This window comes from Pelatocladus sp., assembly GCF_059505505.1.
The window spans coordinates 1-17,566 of the sequence record NZ_JCACKS010000030.1 but is presented as its reverse complement, the minus strand read 5'-3'; the positions used below and the strand labels follow the sequence as shown (position 1 = coordinate 17,566).

Here is a 17,566-nt window from a genome sequence, read left to right as displayed (position 1 = left end):
CTCTCACCACTGACCTTTCAGGTACAGTGGGAGCCTCCTTGCGGCAATAGGTGAAATAAGAAGGGAAAAATTTGAAAAAGAAGAGAAAAAGGAAAGAAAAATTACTTTCTCTTTACCTTTTACTATTTATCCCTTACCCTACCCTACGGGTAGGATTTTGACACTCTCACTGGTTGTAGCTACTGAGGTTTATATATACGTTGCTTAAGAGGTTTTATGAATACTGGTGAATCTAATACTAAAGAAGACTCTAACGGGTCTAACAGATCTAATAATCGAGGAACAATAATCTGCGGCTGGTGTTCCTATGATGCCAATCCTGTAGGGGCGAAACACTGTCAGAATTGTGGTAAGCCTCTTGTGATTACTTATGCACCTACCAACGATGAGGTTCGCAAATTAAAAATTTCCCCTACTATAGGTTGGTTAGCTCTGGCTCTAGTCTTGTTGCTTGTAGGTGGAGGAATTTACTTTTTCTGGCAGCAATTGCAAGTTTTAACGACTACTAGCAGTTTGAATAACTCTCCAGATAACGCTTCTTCAGACATTAAACTCTACAACTCGATGAAAGAAGTCTCAAACGTACCTGAAGGAACATTCAACTACGGCGGTGCTGGAGTCTTAGCATACCTTACTGCTCAAGGTACACACAAGGCAATGATGCAGGCTCATCCAAATTTTCACCTGCGCTACACCGAGCCTCCAAATAATGGTAGTCCAAGCTCAAGTGTAGGTATCTCGATGTTACTTAATGGTGAACTCAGCTTTGCTGTGTCTGGTAAAGCACTTGAGGATGATAATTACACCAAGGCAAATAAGCGGGGTTTTACTTTGCAGTCTGTGCCAGTTGCGATCGATGGGATGGGCTTCTACACTCATCCGGATCTGCGTATTCCTGGACTTTCTGTGCAGCAACTTCAGGGAATCCATACAGGTCAAATAACTAACTGGAAAGAGGTTGGAGGGCCAGATCTGCCGATCATAATTGTTTATCTCAAAAAGGCCTCCGTTTTAACAATTGTTTTGGGAATGGAAAAGAATAGCCTCACTTCCAAAATGGAGTATGCGCGGGATAACACCACATCTTTTCGTAAAGTCGCCGCAACTCCAGGCGCAATAGGCTTTAGTTCCGCCGCACAAATAGTCAATCAGAAATCTGTTCGTCCCGTTGCCGTAGCTCCCAATAATAGCAAGGAGTATGTACCATTGATCACTAATGATCGCCGCATCAACGCCGATGCTTTACGGGATAATACTTACCCCCTAAGCAGACGCGTGTTTGTCTTGATTCGCCGGGATAACACACCCGATCAAGCTGGTGGAGTCGCATACGCTAACTTGCTGCTGTCCAAAGAAGGACAGCAGTTCATCGAGAAAACTGGCTTAGTTCCGATCCGTGGAAATAAATAAACTATCGGTTATTCATCCGTTGGTTCCGCTAGATGGACAATGGTACGGTAAACTAGGCTGACCATACCATGCTCATTGCAGTGGCGCTCATATAAATCCTGCAAGCTAGAAATCAATTGCTGGTGTGCTAATCCTTGACGCGGAACCGTGGAATAACTCATTGCATTTCCAATTAGTCCAGTCAAATCTACCTCTTGCCTGTGATCAAAAGTATATCGGCGGATATTGAGAAAATGGGGACTATTAATCAATGGTTCCACTGAGAGAAAACAGGCTTCTGGTGGAGGATTTTCCGAAGATGCGCGCAACAGTCGGACATATTCTCCAGTAAACTCATCATTTTTTAAGCGATCGTTAGCTAACACTGCTAACCTTCCTGATGCTTTCAAAATCCGCCGAAACTCCCATAAACTAACCTCGTGATTAAACCATTGGAAAGCTGAACAACAAGTAACTACGTCAACAGATGCATCTGGTAAATTAGTAGACTCTGCTGTCGCATCACGGAATTCTATCAAAGGATGAGGTATAGCTGCTTTTCTCATCGCTGCGTTCGGTTCGATCGCCAAGACACGCACTCCCCTTTGAGCAAACAATTGAGAGGCTATCCCTGGACCAGCACCAATATCGGCTAAAATCAGTTGCTGTGGTGGTGCTAATCCTGCCAAGATAGTATCTATGGCTGAGGGAGCATAAGTTCCTCGATACTTTACATAATCCTCTGCTCTATCAGAAAATCGAGTCAGAGGATTCATCGTATGTAGCGGCGTTACCTCCACAAGTCTGACCTCACAAATAATTTGACCAAACAAGGCACTCATTAAAAAGTTAAAAGGAAAAAGAAAGAAAAAGTGCTGGTACTAAGCCCCTAAATTTATTTATGGAATGATTGAGAAAACATTTATTACTCTCCGAGAAGCCGCTACGCGTCTACCAGACGCGGAGCGCCGAAGTTGCTATGTCCGTGATTATTTCCCCTCAATTTATTTATGGGGATTTTCTTTTTACTTTTTACTTTTATCTTTTTACTTTTTAAATGAGAACCAACATTAGAACTTAAAGGTTGTCCGAATAGTGCCTACAAAAATACTGTCGTTGTTGTCATTATGTTCTGGATTGGTAATCACAAACACACCAGGGGTAATAGAAATATTATCTGTGATTTGGAGCCGATAAAAACCTTCTATGTGTAAAGAGGTGTCCCGATCCTCTGTTTGGCTGCTTGATATGACTTTTGGCGGCATACCGAAGACAATACCACCTAAATTACCTTCCCCGCCTAAATCAGGAAAAGCTAAAGTCACAGCATAGTTTAAGATATCTGCGTCATCATCACTGACTTCTGAGTGTGCTAACGAGTAACCAGCCCAACCACCAATGATAAATTTTGGGCTAATTCGCCAGTTGGTTTCCAAGCCTAAAGTATCTGCGGAAGTCGCCACATTACCAAATGGTCTACGAGCATTCTCACTACCTGTACTACTTGTAACGTTTACACCAGTATTTCCATTCTCAGTGTAGTAGGAGCGAATATAAGTCAGGCTGAGATCAAAACTTTTAATTGGCTGAAAGATTAGTTGTGCTAAAGCACTGTAGTTACCATCAAAAAGCCCATTGCTATTAGTAGGATCTGAGCCATCACTAGCTTTATAAGCTAAAGTGAGACTTGTGTTTTTACTGACACCATAGGTTAACCCCAAGGCTGCTCCACTAACAATGGATCGATAGATCGGGTTATATCGACCAAAGCGAGAAATACTACCGCTACCACTGCTTTGAAAGGGACTCAGGGTTTGGACAATATCATCCAAATTACCTTTAACAGGGGCAACTATAACTTTTAATTGATCTCCTACTGGGAATTTATAGTAAAGTTCAGTGATCCCGACATCATTATCTTCATCTCCATCAAAACCTAAACGAGTCATCCTCGTACCTGTGACATCATTCTGAAACTCAGTCACGTTTCTAGCTTGCAAGCGGGTTCTCAAACGATCTCTACCACTAAAGCTAGTGTCAAGAGTCAGACGCACACGGTCTGCAAGGATGATGTTATCTTCTAAGTCTGGGTTGTCATCAGAATTATTGTTATTATCGGCTGCTTGATCGCCAAAGACGCCAGCAACAGCAAAAATCGCTTCTCCAGTGAGTTTTGTGGTGGTAGAGAATTGATTTGCTTCTAATTGGGCGGTGCTAGCTTCTAAAGTATCCACGCGATCGCGCAGTGTTGCAAGTTCTGCTGAAAACTCTTGTTGCAATTTTTGTAGTGTGGCTAAATCTTCTTTTGTCACCAAAGAAGCTGTAGAAGTAGCAATTAATTCGTTCACCCGATCCAGACAAGCATTCAAACCAGCAGCAAATTCGTATCGTGTTATGGGGCGATCGCCTCGATACGTGCCATTTGGATAACCAACTATACAACCGTAGCGCTCAACCAAAGATTGTAATGCTTGGAATGCCCAATCATTCGGTTGGACATCTGAAAGTTGGGAAACCGAGTTCACCTGTGCTAATTGGTTTGAGGAAAATTCAATCTCCGCAATTGATTCAGGCTGAATTTGATATTCTACTTGCACTTGTTCAGCCAGCGTTACAGATGGCACAACAAAGGTTGATAGCAGAACTAACGGACTGAGAAGAAAAGAAGTGTTAAATGACACAGGCTCACACCTAACTTAAAGAATACTAAGGGAACACCAAAAAAGCAATCAAACGAATTTTTGCGATGAAATAAAATGCTGTTTTTTTGAATTTTTCAGCAAAAAACAGCAATTACAAGCAAATATTTACATAATTTTACTTTTTAAAATAAATTTTGCTTTATTTTATTTAATCATTTGGTAGTTCATCTACTAATAAAAATCCCCGACAACTTTTGCGAAGTCGGGGATCTGAGCTTTGCGAATAATCTAGGAATGCTATTGCTATATATCTCTGCACCGTCATTATTTGCGTTTCTGTGTTTTGATAGAGTTATAACCTCAAGAAAATTCATTTATAAACGGTGAAATTGCCTTAACAAATTCAGCCGTAGATTCGTATGGTAAAACATTGCGACCAGGAATTTTTATTCCACGACCTTGAGGTAAAGCTGCAAGATAATCTGATAACCATGCTTCTGGTTCAAGTTTTTTACCTTCTTTGGCAATACTCGATATATTTTCGCCCAAAACTACTAATGTGGGTTGATTGATCGCTGCGATCGCACTACTGTAGTTCTGTAACCAAAATCCCGCTAAAAATGAAAACACAGCATAGCGACTAGTAGTATTTTCTGCACCGATTTGCAAAGTATTTAACCATTCTGAATCCACATCTTCTTTGGAATCAAAAAGCTGTTTTGTTGAGAAATCCCGCAAAAATTTTTCTCTGCGAGCGTAGCGATAAAAAACATTACCTAAAGGCGAGTCTAATAGATTCCAAATCAATTTTGCTTGCCATTTTGGTAATTCTTTTGTAATCAATGGCCAAGCTGGAGGAGATGCTAATACTAATCCTGCTACTAAATTTGGTTCTTTGTTAACTAGTTCAATTGCAACTGCAAATAAAGCTCCTTGAACTACAACAATTACAGGTTTTTGTACAACTGTTTGCAAAAAGTGTTGTAATTGTTCTGCCCAATCACTAGGATTATAAGCAATATGAGGCTGATCACTTTCACCACAACCAAGTAAATCAGGATTATAAATTAAATTATGCTGTTGTTGATGTCCCCATTCATGACAAAATCTTTGCCAAAATTGCCGCGATAAACCTACACCGATAGGATGAATTAATAACAAGGGTATACCACTCGGCGCGGAATTAGTTTGTTGATTAATTGTGTAAGCACAACGGTAATTTTGCCAAGTGTAAAACTGTGTAGGAAATTCTGTTTGCTGTTGAGTAATCATGAGATTTTATTGCTTTAATAATCAGCTAAAAATCATCTGTGGATTAATAAATTCGTATCCTGCTTCTTTAATTTTTTTATTTGATATTTTGGCATTATATGGACGCTTACTATTTAAGGAAGAATCCCATGTAACTTTGGGTAGATTATGTATTTCACACACACGGTCAGATATTTCTCTAGTTGTGAGATCGTCATTATCAACAAGATTGTAAATCCCTTGTAAACGATGACGACGGGCAAATTCTATAGCAGGAGCAATATCATCAAGATGAATCCAATTTGCTGGTTCTTCACCATTTCCAGGACGAGTTGTACCAGCAATTCGGCTATATATTTTGACTAGTTCTCGACCAGGACCATAAATTCCCCCTAAACGTAAGATACACACGCGCAGATGCTCACTAGATCCAGAAAGTAATTCTTGCTCAGTTTTATAGAGAATTTCTCCATTAGGAGTTGTGGGTGCAACCTGTGTTTCTTCATCTACTAATGCACCATTTTGTTCACCGTATACAGAACAACTACTGGTATATATTAGTTGTTGAATACTAGGAATTTGCTTGAGAACTGAAATTAAATTTCGAGCTGTTTCTAAATAACTTTCTTCATAGGTATTAAGGTCTTTTGCACCAACACTCAAAAGGACAACATCTTGATTTTTTAAAACTGATTTCAGCTTCTCAGGATCGTTACCGTTTACTACTACAACTCTTTGAGCCATAGTTTCTAGTTCTGCAACTCGTTCAGGAGTAGTTGTGGTTGCGGTGACAATAAAATCCCGTTCTTGCTGCCAAAATTTAGCAACTTTAGAACCTACATAACCACAACCAATGATTGTTATATTCATATTTTTGTTAGAGTAAGTCGGCACAAATAAAGCTAACTCGTTGGGGTCGTCATTTGTCAATTGTCATTGGTCATTGCTAGGGATTTTAGGCTTGTTTACCCATTAGCCTTTACAAGCAACAACTAAATATTATCAGTCGTGAACATTGCCATCGGGCATGATCGCACCACTGAGGTTAGCACCAATCAGTTTTACAAGTAAGCGATCGCCAGAACGAACACGCGCCCCTGTCAAGTCAGCACCGCGCAAATCAGCACCACTCAAGTCAGCACCAATCAAGTTAGCATTCCGGAGATTGGCTTCTCGCAAATCTGCCAAAAGTAAGTTGGCTCTGAACAAGTTGGCTTCAGATAAATCCGCACCTCTGAGGATGACTTTATGCATAAAAGTATCACTAAGATTAGCACCACTCAAGTTGGCGTAACTCATGTTTCTGCTAGATAAGTCTTTATTACTTAAATTGGCGTTACTGAAATCTTGACCACTCAAGTCTGAGTTTTGCTTGGGTGGTTCGTAGTTTGGTGATTGAGGATTTGTTGAAGTATAGGTAGTTCTTGTTTGTGGCTTTTTCGGTGATGGTGATTGATCCGATTGATGGGGTTGATGGGGTTGATGGGGTTGGTGGGATTGATGGGGTTGGTGGGATTGATGGGGTTGGTGGGATTGGTGGGGTTGATGGGATTGGTGGGATTGATGGGATTGGTGAGATTGGTGGGATTGGTGAGGTTGATGAGGTTGACGGGATTGATGAGAATGACGGGGAATTTGATGCTTAGTTTTGAGAGAGCGTAATTGTTCTCTAGCTTCGTTAATTTCTTGTAACTTTTTTAGCGCCTTTTCTCTGAGACGCTGGTTATCTAAGGGGATGCGATCGGGGTGCCAAATAAAAGCCAAATCTTTGTAAGCCTGGTTCACTTCCTCTAAGGTTGCTCCAGGCTCCAACTCTAATACCCGATAATACCGCTCCAGCTCTCTCATAAGACGTTTTAGTGATAATCAACTTAATTATGAGTGATGCAACCAACTATCAGCTAAATTATTTATCTATTGTTTCTGCTATTGGGAATATTTCAGCTAAACTTCGTAGTTTTTCCGTTGCTTTTGCGACGGTTAGAGCAATCCGTTATTGCTCTGCTCTGATAGGATTGTCTAAAAATTGTAACAATTGTTTTAGCTGCTCAACTTGATAATAAATTTTTTGTAACGCCTGATTTACCTGCATCACATGCTCAATAGTTGGATTTTTACCGAAAGAGGAAGCCCAAGAAGTGATTCGAGGACAATTCCACAGGCTTTTAGCCGTGGGAGGATGTCAACTGTTTAAAATCAGAACACAGTAATTTTCGATACAATTGATTAGATTGTCACTTTTTTGTTAATTGATAACTTGTACTAGTGGTTGATTATAGATCCCCGACAACTTTTGCCAAGTCGAGGATCTGAACACCTGCAACTTATGGAAAATGACAAATCTATAATTTAGCGACCAATTAAACGTTGTCGCATAGCTCGTAAATATGCCCTGACTGGAATCTGATAAATTTCAATTAAAAGCCAAACAATAATTGTGAAATGTGAGATAAAAGTTAATACTGTCCAGATGTATGGAACCCAAGATAAAGGTGCATATGGATGTGGCGGAAAAATGTAAGCAACTGTTCCAATTAAAGCAGTAGGCAGCAGTATAAAAGCGATCGCTGCCACCACATAACTCCAACCAAATTCTACCCCTTCTAAATGAGCTTCTGTCCAGTTAAAGCCATTCCAACGCCAAATTAAAGGAGGTTGTCTAGAAGGTAAAACTAATTGCTGTTGTTCTAAATTCACAGTGAAAATCTGATGGCAAAAATCACAAGACATTGCTTCCATCAATGGCATATTACTAATTTTGCCAACATGACAAACTGGACATGAATAAACTCCTTTATAGTCAAATGATGTGGCTAAAATGTTGGTTTTGGAGCTAGGCATAATACAATCACTAGAATTCAGTCGAAAATCAATCAAAATAGTTAATTATTGGTTGTTTCTTGGGTATTAATTCTTTGGCTCTACTAGTTACTTGATAAACGAAAAGCTTTGCAAGCCTACCCATTATTATCTACTAATCACTAACTATTAACCATTTAATATAGCTACTTACTGTTAAATTATGTTGGCACACTAACACACGCATCTTAATTTATCTGAGGGATATATCTAACAACAATTTGCTTAACATGTACATAAAGGTGTAGTCTTAAACCCCAGCTTTGTAATGAGTCTATCGTTTTTTTGAGAGTTGTGGAGTCTTCTACTTTATTCTCTACATTAGATATTCTATTCTCACTCTCACTTTCAATATTTGCATTTTCTTATCCTTTTTACTTTCTCCGCAAAGCTATTGACTATACTCAAATCGTCTGTTATTGTTTTTGGATATAGGTCTAAATTAATTTTTTCAAGAAAGTACCTCGCGTTATGTTTAGCAATAACTTCTACTTTTACTATTGGTTTAGGGTGGTTCACCGGGAGTGAATTAAGTTTCCTAATGGAAACCGCCCGGTGAACCGCAGAGCGAACTCTGCGGTTTTTGTTTTTTAAGGAGAATTCCATCGTCATGACTTACTTCGGTAGCTGGTTTTACTTTTATTTTTGGCCCAGAATAAGTTCCGGGTAAAGTGTCATGTCGATGAAACGCCAGCACCCGGAACTTATCAAGGTTCCGGGTTTTTTGTTTTCTGTTGTTTAAAACAACCAGCAACTATTCACCACGATCACTATTCTATTTTTAAGGAGAACAATGAAGATGATCAATGCCAAATTAGCAGCTAAACCTCATCCACACGATCAAACAATTGTGAAAATTTCTGAAACAGTGGCTTTTGGTGGCCAAGAAGTAGTAGTTATTGGGGGGCCTTGCACGGTTGAAAGTACCGAACAAATGGAGACTGTCGCCCACAAGCTATCTACTACGTCTGTTCAAGCATTGCGTGGTGGTGTCTACAAACCCCGCACTTCTCCCTATGCTTTTCAGGGAATGGGAGAGGAAGGATTAAAGATTTTAGCAGCAATGCGATCGCGTTACAATCTCCCAGTTGTCACTGAAGTCATGTCAATTTCTCAAATCGAAGCGATCGCCACCCACGCTGATATGCTACAAGTAGGTAGCCGCAATATGCAAAACTTCGATTTACTTAAAGCCTTGGGAAAAGCAGGTAAACCCATTCTCCTCAAACGTGGTTTAGCTGCAACTATTGAAGAATTTGTCATGGCAGCCGAATATATTTTAAGCCACGGCAACCCAGATGTTGTGCTGTGTGAACGGGGTATCCGCAGTTTCGATAACTATACTCGCAATGTCTTAGATTTAGCAGCAGTCGCAGCACTCAAGCAAATTACCCATTTACCTGTGATTGTAGATCCTTCCCATGCAGTCGGTAAGCGGGAATTAGTCGCACCCGTCGCGAGAGCTGCTGTTGCTTGTGGTGCAGATGGTTTAATTATTGAATGTCACCCAGAACCAGAAAAATCTGTTTCTGACGCTCGTCAAGCTTTGTCTTTAGAAGATATGGTGGATTTAGTTGAAAGTTTAAAACCAGTAGCAGCAGCAGTTGGCAGAAAAATATCAGAAGAATTGGGGGTAGGTTTAGCACCTACCCCTCTTTCTTTATCTGCGGCTTAGATTTCCGACTTCTGAAAGGATACACAGCTGGCGAATGATGAGTATTATCCCTGCTCACAACGATTTTATATCAGGTTCGTTTGATTACTTAATGATTCCCGAAGAACCCCACCCCTTAATCCCCTCCCCGCTTGCGGGGAGGGGATTAAGGGGTGGGGTGCAATGACTGTGGGAAGTATAACTAATTATCCGAACTTGATATTATAGGTTTTTCGAGACAAAATTTATCGCGCGATCGCTTGTTTGTGTATCCATATATAAGGTTAAAGACGCGATCAATCGCGTCCTAGAATCACCTTAAAATAATTGATTTATCGTTGATGAAAAATGTCACCTTTGATTCGCCAGCTGCATCCCCATCAGTTGTCGAGGATCTACTTTTGCCAGTTTTTGCTCCCTACGTCTCAGGGTTTGCGATAAATCCGGGTTAGACTTTTTATCATAATACGTACTGAAGAGTCGTAATTATGAATTATGAACATGACATATTCATCAGTCACGCCAGTGAAGATAAAGATTTTGTCAGACCACTAGCTGAAAAATTGCAAAACGAAAGATATCGTGTTTGGTATGATGAATTTTCTTTGACCGTAGGAGACAACTTAAGTGAGTCAATTAATAAAGGACTCTCAGAATCCAGGTTTGGAATAATTGTCATCAGCCCTAATTTCATTAGCAAGCCATGGCCAAAGTATGAGTTAGAAGGACTTACACAAAAGGAAATAAAGTTTGGAAAAGTAATACTGCCAATTTGGCATAATGTTTCATATCAGAAAGTTTTTGAATTTTCTCCTATTATTGCTGGCAAACTTGCATCCAATACTTCCAAAGGACTTGATAAAGTTGTTGAGGAGATTATTGCAGCACTTAGAAAAGCAGGCGTAAACAGTAATTTTATAAATCAACCAAAAGAAAATCCTTCCTTAAAATTGCCAACATTTGATTTCCAAACAGTGAAATTATCTGTAGAAAGGGATTCTTCTGGAAAATCTATAATTAAAAGTAATTTTTATGACAATCAAGCCAATTATTCTATAGAAGATTTGGGGTTTGGTGTCAAGCTAGAGATGGTTGAGATTCCTGGTGGTACATTTTTGATGGGCGCTTATGATCATGAGGAAGAAAGCAGGGATTCTGAACGCCCTGTACATCACGTAACAGTCCCAACATTTTTTATGGGGAAATATACCATCACTCAAGAACAATGGGATAGAGTTGTCAGTTCTTGTCCTCCAGTCAATAGAGATTTAAAACCAAGACCGTCTCGCTTCAAGGGTAATAACCATCTTCCCGTAGAGCAGGTTTCTTGGTATGATGCGGTAGAATTTTGTGCAAGGCTTTCCCAAAAAACAAGTCGTAATTATCGACTACCCAGCGAAGCAGAATGGGAATATGCATGTCGTGCAGGTACGACGACTCCTTTTTACTTTGGCGGTACAATCACAGATCAGGTAGCAAATTATAATGCTACCTATATTTACGGTAATGGTTCTAAGGGAAATTATAGAAGTCAAACAACGCCAGTAGGAAGCTTTCGGCCCAATTATTTTGGACTTTACGATATGCACGGAAACCTATGGGAATGGTGTCTAGATGATTGGCATGACAACTATAAAGGTGCGCCTACAGATGGTACTCCTTGGTTTGATAATAATGATGATCTTTTTCAAAAACAAGGATGTGCCGTACTGCGGGGCGGTTCCTGGAGCGACATTCCTAAGAACTGCCGTTCTGCGTTTCGCCTCAACTACTTTAGGCGCGACCTCATCGCCTTCATTATTGGTTTTCGTGTTGTCTGCGCGGTTGGGAGGTCTCTTTAGTAGCCCTTTATACTTTGTTCCTCTTGCCCTTTACACTTGTTTTTTTTCTCTTTTCCGCCGTCAGGCGGATCGAATTTTTTGATAAAAATATTAAGATTGGTTAAATTCAATAAAATAATTATTGGTAATCTAGAAGACTTATGGTTGTATTTAATGGTACGTTCTAATTATTCAAAGTATTGCCGAAAATTCATAAAGTTATCTGGCGAAATAGTTGCGGTATGTAGAGACGTTGCAGTGCAACGTCTCTACAGGGTTTAAATGTTAATCGATTTGTCTTATCCGAATCGTATTGACCAACAACCAACCAACAAACAAAAAAAGGGATAGGCGGAGCGCCTACCCCAAGGCAATAGCCTTAGAAAACCTAGCTATAGCTTAAGCCTTTCTTTAGTGGTTTTTGGTAAATTCTCAGTAAAGATTAGGTTCCAGAAGTCCAAGAATTGATGTACTCGAGTTGTTCAGGTGTGAGGGTGTCTATTTTAATTCCCATTGCCTGTAATTTCAACCGGGCAATTTCTTGGTCTACTTCGGTAGGAATCGAGTGGATACCGGGTTCTAGGTTGCCTTGATTCTTCACAAGATATTCGCAACCGAGTGCTTGATTAGCAAAGCTCATATCCATAACCGCGCTGGGGTGTCCTTCGGCGGCGGCGAGGTTAATCAAGCGTCCTTGACCCAAAACCACAACTGACTTGCCGTTTTGCAAACGATATTCTTCGGTGAAAGGACGGACTGTCTTGACTTCTTTGGCTTTTGTACCCAAGGTTTTCAGGTCAATTTCAATATCAAAGTGACCAGAATTACAAACGATCGCACCATCTTTCATGACGTCGAAATGTTCGCCGCGAATCACGTGCTTGTTTCCAGTCACGGTAATGAACAAGTCGCCTATTGGTGCAGCTTCTGCCATTGGTAAGACTCGGAAACCATCCATGATCGCTTCGATCGCTCTGATCGGATCAACTTCAGTCACAACCACATTCGCACCAAGTCCACGGGCGCGTAGGGCTGTACCTTTACCACACCAGCCGTAACCAACAACAACAATAGTTTTACCAGCTAGCAGGACGTTTGTAGCGCGGATGATCCCATCGAGGGTTGATTGTCCAGTACCGTAGCGGTTATCAAAGAAGTGCTTGGTGTCGGCGTCGTTAACATTCACAGCAGGGAAACTGAGAACGCCATCTCTAAACATCGCACGCAACCGCACAATCCCTGTGGTAGTTTCTTCAGTAGTACCAATAATGTCTGCCAGTTGTTCTTGGCGTTCTTGTACCAAGGTGGCAACTACATCACAACCGTCATCAATAATAATGTTAGGACGGTGGTCTAAAGCAATTTGGACGTGGCGGCTGTAAGTTTCATTGTCTTCGCCTTTGATTGCAAAGACGGGAATTTCGTAATCGGTGACGAGACAAGCAGCTACATCATCTTGGGTGGAAAGGGGATTGCTGGCAATCAGTACAGCATCTGCACCACCAGCTTTCAAGGCAATTGCCAGATTTGCTGTCTCAGTTGTGACATGACAGCAAGCTACAAGGCGAATACCTGCAAAAGGTTTTTCTTGAGCAAAGCGATCGCGAATCTGCCGTAGAACTGGCATTTCACGTCCTGCCCATTCAATGCGCTGTCTTCCCAAGGGAGCGAGGCCGAGGTCCTTAACCTCGTGCTTTAATCGGGGAGATGTTGCGGTCATCAAATAGTTCCTCTATACAAAGTAAAAAGTTACGTAAATTCTTACGCACTCTACTAGAGTATGCCAAGACGGGCAAATTCAACCAGCATTTTTGTGAAAAGAGGGAAAGGGGATTGGAGAAGAAATTCTTAATTTTGAATTTTTAATTTTGTACGCCCTTGGCGTTCCTGAAGGGTATTTTGAATTGTTTTGTCCCCAATCCCCGATATATCAAAAATAAATTTGAAAAAATAATAAAATCCTCATAAAGTAAATAGGGGTAAATGCTCAACCCATAGACAGGTATAATTACTGAAAGTGATGTGCCAGTATGGATGAAATCAGTAATCAGTTATCAATCCAAATTACTTACTGATAACTGTTTACTGATAACTGTTCACTGAAAAAGGAGGTATCCATTGCGCTCTCGATTCGTAGCGATCGCTTTCTCTTCAATAGTCGTCACTGTTGGAGTAATGCCACAAGCTACAGCGCAGATTCCTTTTATACCCAACCTGCAACCCCCGAATCTGCGGAGTAGTGACTCCGACAACAAAACAGTTACAGGTTGGATTTATTTGGATGGTAAGCGTTTATTTCAGATCACCGCACCAAGGGCGAACATTACGGAGCGTTTAGAAGATATCCAGCAAAATGTCAATCAAATTAGCCAAATTTACTTTCAAAATCCTGACACCAATTTGGATGTGCAGGTTAAGACTGAAAATGGATTGCCAGTAATTTATGTCAACGACCAACAGTTAATGACTATTACTGATCAAGATGCCAGACTGCGACAGGTAGATCGTTTAACCTTAGCAAATCAAATCTCCCAAAACTTACAAGAACAATTAAAACAAGCAAAACAAGAGCGAGAACCAGAGTTTTTAGTCCGTCAGGGTGCAATTGCTGTTGGATGTGGACTTACTATCCTTGCCATCAGTTGGGGGCTGACTCGGTGGAAAAACCGCTCACAAAAAAATTCAATCCAACAACAGCTAGCTTCTTCTACCGCTTCACCAACAGCTAGACCGATTACACTGCAATTAAATCAACAGCAACAAAACCATATCCAAGAAGTCCAAAAACGACTGCATCAAATCGGCCAAGTAGGGATTTGGGGAGGTGGAGGTTTGTTTATTTTGGGCTTATTTCCCTACACGCGATCGCTCCAGTTAGGAATTTTTCTGGGTTTGCAAATTCCTGCGAAATTAGGAGTTGTAGCAATTGGAACTTATGTAGTGGTGCGTCTTACCTATTTGCTCATTGATCGTTTCGCCTCTGCTTTTGTCAGCAGTAGCGCTTTACTAACTCCAGAAACTTCTGAACGTCTCCAACTACGAGTTTCTACGATCTCTGGTGTCACAAAAAGTATTATCACTATTGTTTGGGTAGGAGTAGGTATTCTATTTGCATTGCTGTCGTTGGGTGTAGATATTGTTCCTTTACTAGCAGGTGCAAGTTTAGTTGGTGTGGCTGTATCTCTGGCTTCTCAAAACTTGATCAAAGATGCGATTAACGGCTTTTTGATCATCCTAGAAGACCAGTACGCTTTAGGCGATGTGATTTCTGTGGGCGATGTGGGAGGTTTGGTAGAAAATCTTAATCTGCGGATGACCCAGGTTCGAGATGCAGAAGGACGCTTAATCACCATTCCCAACAGTGAAATTAAAATCGTCGCCAATCTTTCCAGTCGTTGGTCACGTGCTGATTTAACTATTCCAGTTGACTACCAAACTGATATTGACGAAGCTTTGAATTTAATTAAGAAAGTCGCCATAGAAATGGATGAAGATGCAGAATGGCAGCATAAAATTGTCGAAACTCCCCAAGTTCTGGGAATCGATAACTTTGGCGATCGCGGTTTATTAATTCGTGTCTGGATCAAAACCCAACCACTCAAGCAATGGGATGTAGCGCGAGAGTTTCGCCGCCGTCTCAAAATCGCCCTCGATCACGCCGGAATTTCTATTCCTGTCCCCCAACAAGCCATCTGGGTAAATGATGCTCAAATGCTAGTTAGTTCAGAGTTCAGAGTTAAGAATCAAGACTCAACAGTCAATGGTCATTAATTTTTCGTGGTTAATGGTAGCTCTTTGAAGAAGGGAGCATCCCAAATGTTTAAAATCCCCGCAGACTCAAAGTCTGAGGCTATACAGACATAGACGCCCTACGGGCGGCTTCCCGTTCGCCATCTAGCCCTCCACAAGGTAGGGTAGCCACCCTACGCAGGCTAGAATTAGTCTTTTTCTTTCTAAGGTGGTACACTTGTACTATAATAAAAGAGGATTCACGATGTGAAATGTGGAAAGGACAAAGGGAAAAGGATTGTATCATCCCTTTACCTTTTCCCTTTCACCTTTTCTCAGAGTAGACAGCCTTTTGGAGATGGATCAAGGTTTGCCATTATGATTAAGCACTACATTCTCAGCCTCAATCCAACTGCTAAACATGACTGGGATCGGTGTATTTTACGCGATCCACTAACAGCCAAACGTCCTGATCTTGCCAAACTAGTGACTGAGGCTGTTGGTGCTGACACAGGTAGCTATTTGGTAAGTGTGAATATCGAAGTCAAAATTTTAGAACAAGCAGCAGTATCTTACGCCGAACAATTATCTTTGAATGTTACAGACGTGAACGAAAAGCCACAACTCAGGGAAGTCGCCTAGTTATCGTTGAAAATTGAACCACAGCCCCCCAACTAAAAGTTGGGGTTGACCTACCACTACCACGCCCATCACTCTCAATATCAGTAATATGCTGCTCAAATGCTTGAAATTTCATCAGATGCTCCCTAATAATCTATCTAGTTCTATCTACAAAAAGCAGCGATAATAACAGGAGCAGTTCGCTAGCATCTGGCATTTTGGCAGAAAAGGAAATTATAGGCTTTTTTTAGCTATATATTAACTATTACTCCTCTACACTAATTTTGATGAGTTTGTAGTAGGGGCTTTAGCCCTTATTTAGAGGGAGCATCCCAAATGTTCAAAAAATCCGCCTGCGATTGAAATTGTAGTCTCATAGTTAAAGTCTGCTTCAACTCCTCCCATTCCTTTAAAGAAGTTGCAACTTACACAAATCCCTATTAGGGATTGAAACTTAATTACAAGATACAAGGATAAATTAGTTGCTGCCAAACGCTTTACAGTCTGGTAATCAGAGCGCAGAAACGCATCTAACGCCTGGATGTGTAAATCTCAATCAATACTCAAGAAACTAATCTTCTACGGATAGACTTTCTATGAAGTCAAGCATTTTTTTGCTACTTATACCTTTCTGCATATTTTTACCATGTGGAACTTTAACTCTCTCTATCACATCATGTAATGATTTAAACTGCTTTTTTTTGCGTTCATCTACTACTGCTAATGCTATCTGATTAGCTTTTTTTTGATTAAAGCCAGCATTAATTAATTTCTTAGCAATTTTGTCTACATCCAAGTTTTTAAACACTTCTAAAGCTTCAAACTTATCAGCTAGCTGTTTTTTAAGCTCTTTGTTTTCAGTTTCTAACTTGACCTTAGCAGTTGACTCTTCTAATAGTTGCTTAGTGATCTTTTCAAAGCGTGATTCTAAATTATTTAAAAATTTATCTAAATCTTTGGATGTGAAGTTTATCTTTTCTGAACTATCAGATTTTGCTTTTCTAAATACTTGAACTTGCTTTGTTAAATTATCTTGGTTTTCAGGTTCAATAATAAATACTCCAATCATCTCGCCTTTACGTGGATTTATTTCTCTCGCTCTAGCAGCAGCATAGTACTCAAAGTCTCCATCTACTACTTCGTATGATTGCAAACTTATTCTGGAAACTACTATAGGATTAATAACTCCTTCAGAATCTAAAATCAACTGAGCAGCTTGTTCGATGTCATCATCTGCAAACATTGAACGAGGCTTATTGGAGAGAATTTTCTTAACAGCAACTAGTGATGAAGATAATTTCATTAGGACATCCCTATTTTTCGTAACACTTCTATAGCTAAAACTTCAAATTCTTGTGCAGAGGTTGAGTGTGGTTTGAAGTCTAATATTGAAAGAGGATCAGCAATTTCCATCTCTCCGATGATTTTAATTCTTTCCGCACATTTTGCCAAATCATCTCTTTCATAAATTACAGCATCCATTACCGCAACACCATATCGGCTAGAAATCTTTTCTATCCGATTTTTTAAAGTTGATTGAACAAACTTATAGCGTTTACCGGTCTAATGAAGTACATTTATTAAGATAAAGCTGTGCATCT

General features: G+C 40.3%; 14 protein-coding genes. 5 read left to right on the top strand and 9 right to left on the bottom strand.

Translation table 11 applies throughout. The features are described 5' to 3' along the window. Window positions 1-216 precede the first annotated feature (216 nt). On the top strand, window positions 217-1,410 hold the full coding sequence (locus tag AC5JMK_RS03205) for a PstS family phosphate ABC transporter substrate-binding protein (RefSeq protein WP_495909378.1): 1,194 nt from the start codon (window positions 217-219) through the stop codon (window positions 1,408-1,410). Window positions 1,411-1,418: 8 nt separating this feature from the next. Here the strand turns inward: AC5JMK_RS03205 and AC5JMK_RS03200 are convergent, their stop codons facing one another. From AC5JMK_RS03200 to AC5JMK_RS03175, 6 genes are all read right to left on the bottom strand, one after another. Then, window positions 1,419-2,165: a class I SAM-dependent methyltransferase gene (locus tag AC5JMK_RS03200; protein ID WP_495909380.1), complete on the bottom strand. Its 747-nt coding sequence runs from the start codon at window positions 2,163-2,165 to the stop codon at window positions 1,419-1,421. A gap of 294 nt (window positions 2,166-2,459) precedes the next feature. After that, window positions 2,460-4,070, bottom strand: coding sequence for an iron uptake porin (locus tag AC5JMK_RS03195; protein WP_096676147.1), 1,611 nt, complete (start codon window positions 4,068-4,070; stop codon window positions 2,460-2,462). 321 nt (window positions 4,071-4,391) lie between these two features. Beyond that, the gene (locus AC5JMK_RS03190) at window positions 4,392-5,303 is read right to left on the bottom strand and encodes an alpha/beta fold hydrolase (RefSeq protein ID WP_495909377.1); all 912 of its coding nucleotides are present in this window, start codon (window positions 5,301-5,303) and stop codon (window positions 4,392-4,394) included. Window positions 5,304-5,324: 21 nt separating this feature from the next. After that, the gene (locus tag AC5JMK_RS03185; protein ID WP_495909379.1) at window positions 5,325-6,152 is read right to left on the bottom strand and encodes an SDR family oxidoreductase; all 828 of its coding nucleotides are present in this window, start codon (window positions 6,150-6,152) and stop codon (window positions 5,325-5,327) included. Window positions 6,153-6,284: 132 nt separating this feature from the next. Beyond that, window positions 6,285-7,130, bottom strand: coding sequence for a pentapeptide repeat-containing protein (locus AC5JMK_RS03180; RefSeq protein WP_495909376.1), 846 nt, complete (start codon window positions 7,128-7,130; stop codon window positions 6,285-6,287). A gap of 501 nt (window positions 7,131-7,631) precedes the next feature. Beyond that, entirely contained in the window at window positions 7,632-8,123 is a 492-nt protein-coding gene (locus tag AC5JMK_RS03175; RefSeq protein ID WP_096676143.1) for a hypothetical protein, read from the bottom strand. An 817-nt stretch (window positions 8,124-8,940) separates the two neighbouring features. On the opposite strand from AC5JMK_RS03175, the gene aroF reads away from it, so the two are divergent. Further along, entirely contained in the window at window positions 8,941-9,816 is an 876-nt protein-coding gene (aroF, locus tag AC5JMK_RS03170; protein WP_495909375.1) for a 3-deoxy-7-phosphoheptulonate synthase, read from the top strand. Window positions 9,817-10,283: 467 nt separating this feature from the next. Further along, on the top strand, window positions 10,284-11,636 hold the full coding sequence (locus AC5JMK_RS03165) for an SUMF1/EgtB/PvdO family nonheme iron enzyme (RefSeq protein ID WP_495909374.1): 1,353 nt from the start codon (window positions 10,284-10,286) through the stop codon (window positions 11,634-11,636). A 421-nt stretch (window positions 11,637-12,057) separates the two neighbouring features. On the opposite strand, the gene ahcY is transcribed toward AC5JMK_RS03165, so the two are convergent. Next, window positions 12,058-13,335 carry an adenosylhomocysteinase gene (gene ahcY / locus AC5JMK_RS03160; RefSeq protein WP_096676140.1) on the bottom strand — a complete coding sequence of 426 codons (1,278 nt, stop codon included), beginning with the start codon at window positions 13,333-13,335 and terminating at the stop codon, window positions 12,058-12,060. A 398-nt stretch (window positions 13,336-13,733) separates the two neighbouring features. Between ahcY and AC5JMK_RS03155 the strand changes: the two genes are divergently transcribed. Next, on the top strand, window positions 13,734-15,386 hold the full coding sequence (locus AC5JMK_RS03155; protein ID WP_495909373.1) for a mechanosensitive ion channel family protein: 1,653 nt from the start codon (window positions 13,734-13,736) through the stop codon (window positions 15,384-15,386). A 336-nt stretch (window positions 15,387-15,722) separates the two neighbouring features. Beyond that, window positions 15,723-15,986 (top strand): hypothetical protein, encoded by a 264-nt coding sequence (locus AC5JMK_RS03150; protein ID WP_096676138.1) that lies wholly within the window; start codon window positions 15,723-15,725, stop codon window positions 15,984-15,986. 550 nt (window positions 15,987-16,536) lie between these two features. Here AC5JMK_RS03150 and AC5JMK_RS03145 read toward each other — a convergent pair. Both AC5JMK_RS03145 and AC5JMK_RS03140 read right to left on the bottom strand, forming a co-directional pair. Then, on the bottom strand, window positions 16,537-17,268 hold the full coding sequence (locus AC5JMK_RS03145) for a ParB N-terminal domain-containing protein (RefSeq protein ID WP_096676137.1): 732 nt from the start codon (window positions 17,266-17,268) through the stop codon (window positions 16,537-16,539). Further along, window positions 17,268-17,447 carry a hypothetical protein gene (locus tag AC5JMK_RS03140; RefSeq protein WP_495909372.1) on the bottom strand — a complete coding sequence of 60 codons (180 nt, stop codon included), beginning with the start codon at window positions 17,445-17,447 and terminating at the stop codon, window positions 17,268-17,270. Before AC5JMK_RS03140 ends, AC5JMK_RS03145 begins: the two co-directional genes overlap by 1 nt. Window positions 17,448-17,566 lie beyond the last annotated feature (119 nt).

Excerpts from the sequence above, each read along its gene's own strand:
- AC5JMK_RS03205 (WP_495909378.1), top strand. The coding sequence starts at position 217 with ATGAATACTGGTGAATCTAATACTAAAGAAGACTCTAACGGGTCTAAC.
- AC5JMK_RS03200 (WP_495909380.1), bottom strand. The coding sequence starts at position 2,165 with ATGAATCCTCTGACTCGATTTTCTGATAGAGCAGAGGATTATGTAAAG.
- AC5JMK_RS03190 (WP_495909377.1), bottom strand. The coding sequence starts at position 5,303 with ATGATTACTCAACAGCAAACAGAATTTCCTACACAGTTTTACACTTGG.
- AC5JMK_RS03185 (WP_495909379.1), bottom strand. The coding sequence starts at position 6,152 with ATGAATATAACAATCATTGGTTGTGGTTATGTAGGTTCTAAAGTTGCT.
- AC5JMK_RS03180 (WP_495909376.1), bottom strand. The coding sequence starts at position 7,130 with ATGAGAGAGCTGGAGCGGTATTATCGGGTATTAGAGTTGGAGCCTGGA.
- AC5JMK_RS03175 (WP_096676143.1), bottom strand. The coding sequence starts at position 8,123 with ATGCCTAGCTCCAAAACCAACATTTTAGCCACATCATTTGACTATAAA.
- aroF (WP_495909375.1), top strand. The coding sequence starts at position 8,941 with ATGATCAATGCCAAATTAGCAGCTAAACCTCATCCACACGATCAAACA.
- AC5JMK_RS03165 (WP_495909374.1), top strand. The coding sequence starts at position 10,284 with ATGAATTATGAACATGACATATTCATCAGTCACGCCAGTGAAGATAAA.
- ahcY (WP_096676140.1), bottom strand. The coding sequence starts at position 13,335 with ATGACCGCAACATCTCCCCGATTAAAGCACGAGGTTAAGGACCTCGGC.
- AC5JMK_RS03150 (WP_096676138.1), top strand. The coding sequence starts at position 15,723 with ATGATTAAGCACTACATTCTCAGCCTCAATCCAACTGCTAAACATGAC.
- AC5JMK_RS03145 (WP_096676137.1), bottom strand. The coding sequence starts at position 17,268 with ATGAAATTATCTTCATCACTAGTTGCTGTTAAGAAAATTCTCTCCAAT.
- AC5JMK_RS03140 (WP_495909372.1), bottom strand. The coding sequence starts at position 17,447 with ATGGATGCTGTAATTTATGAAAGAGATGATTTGGCAAAATGTGCGGAA.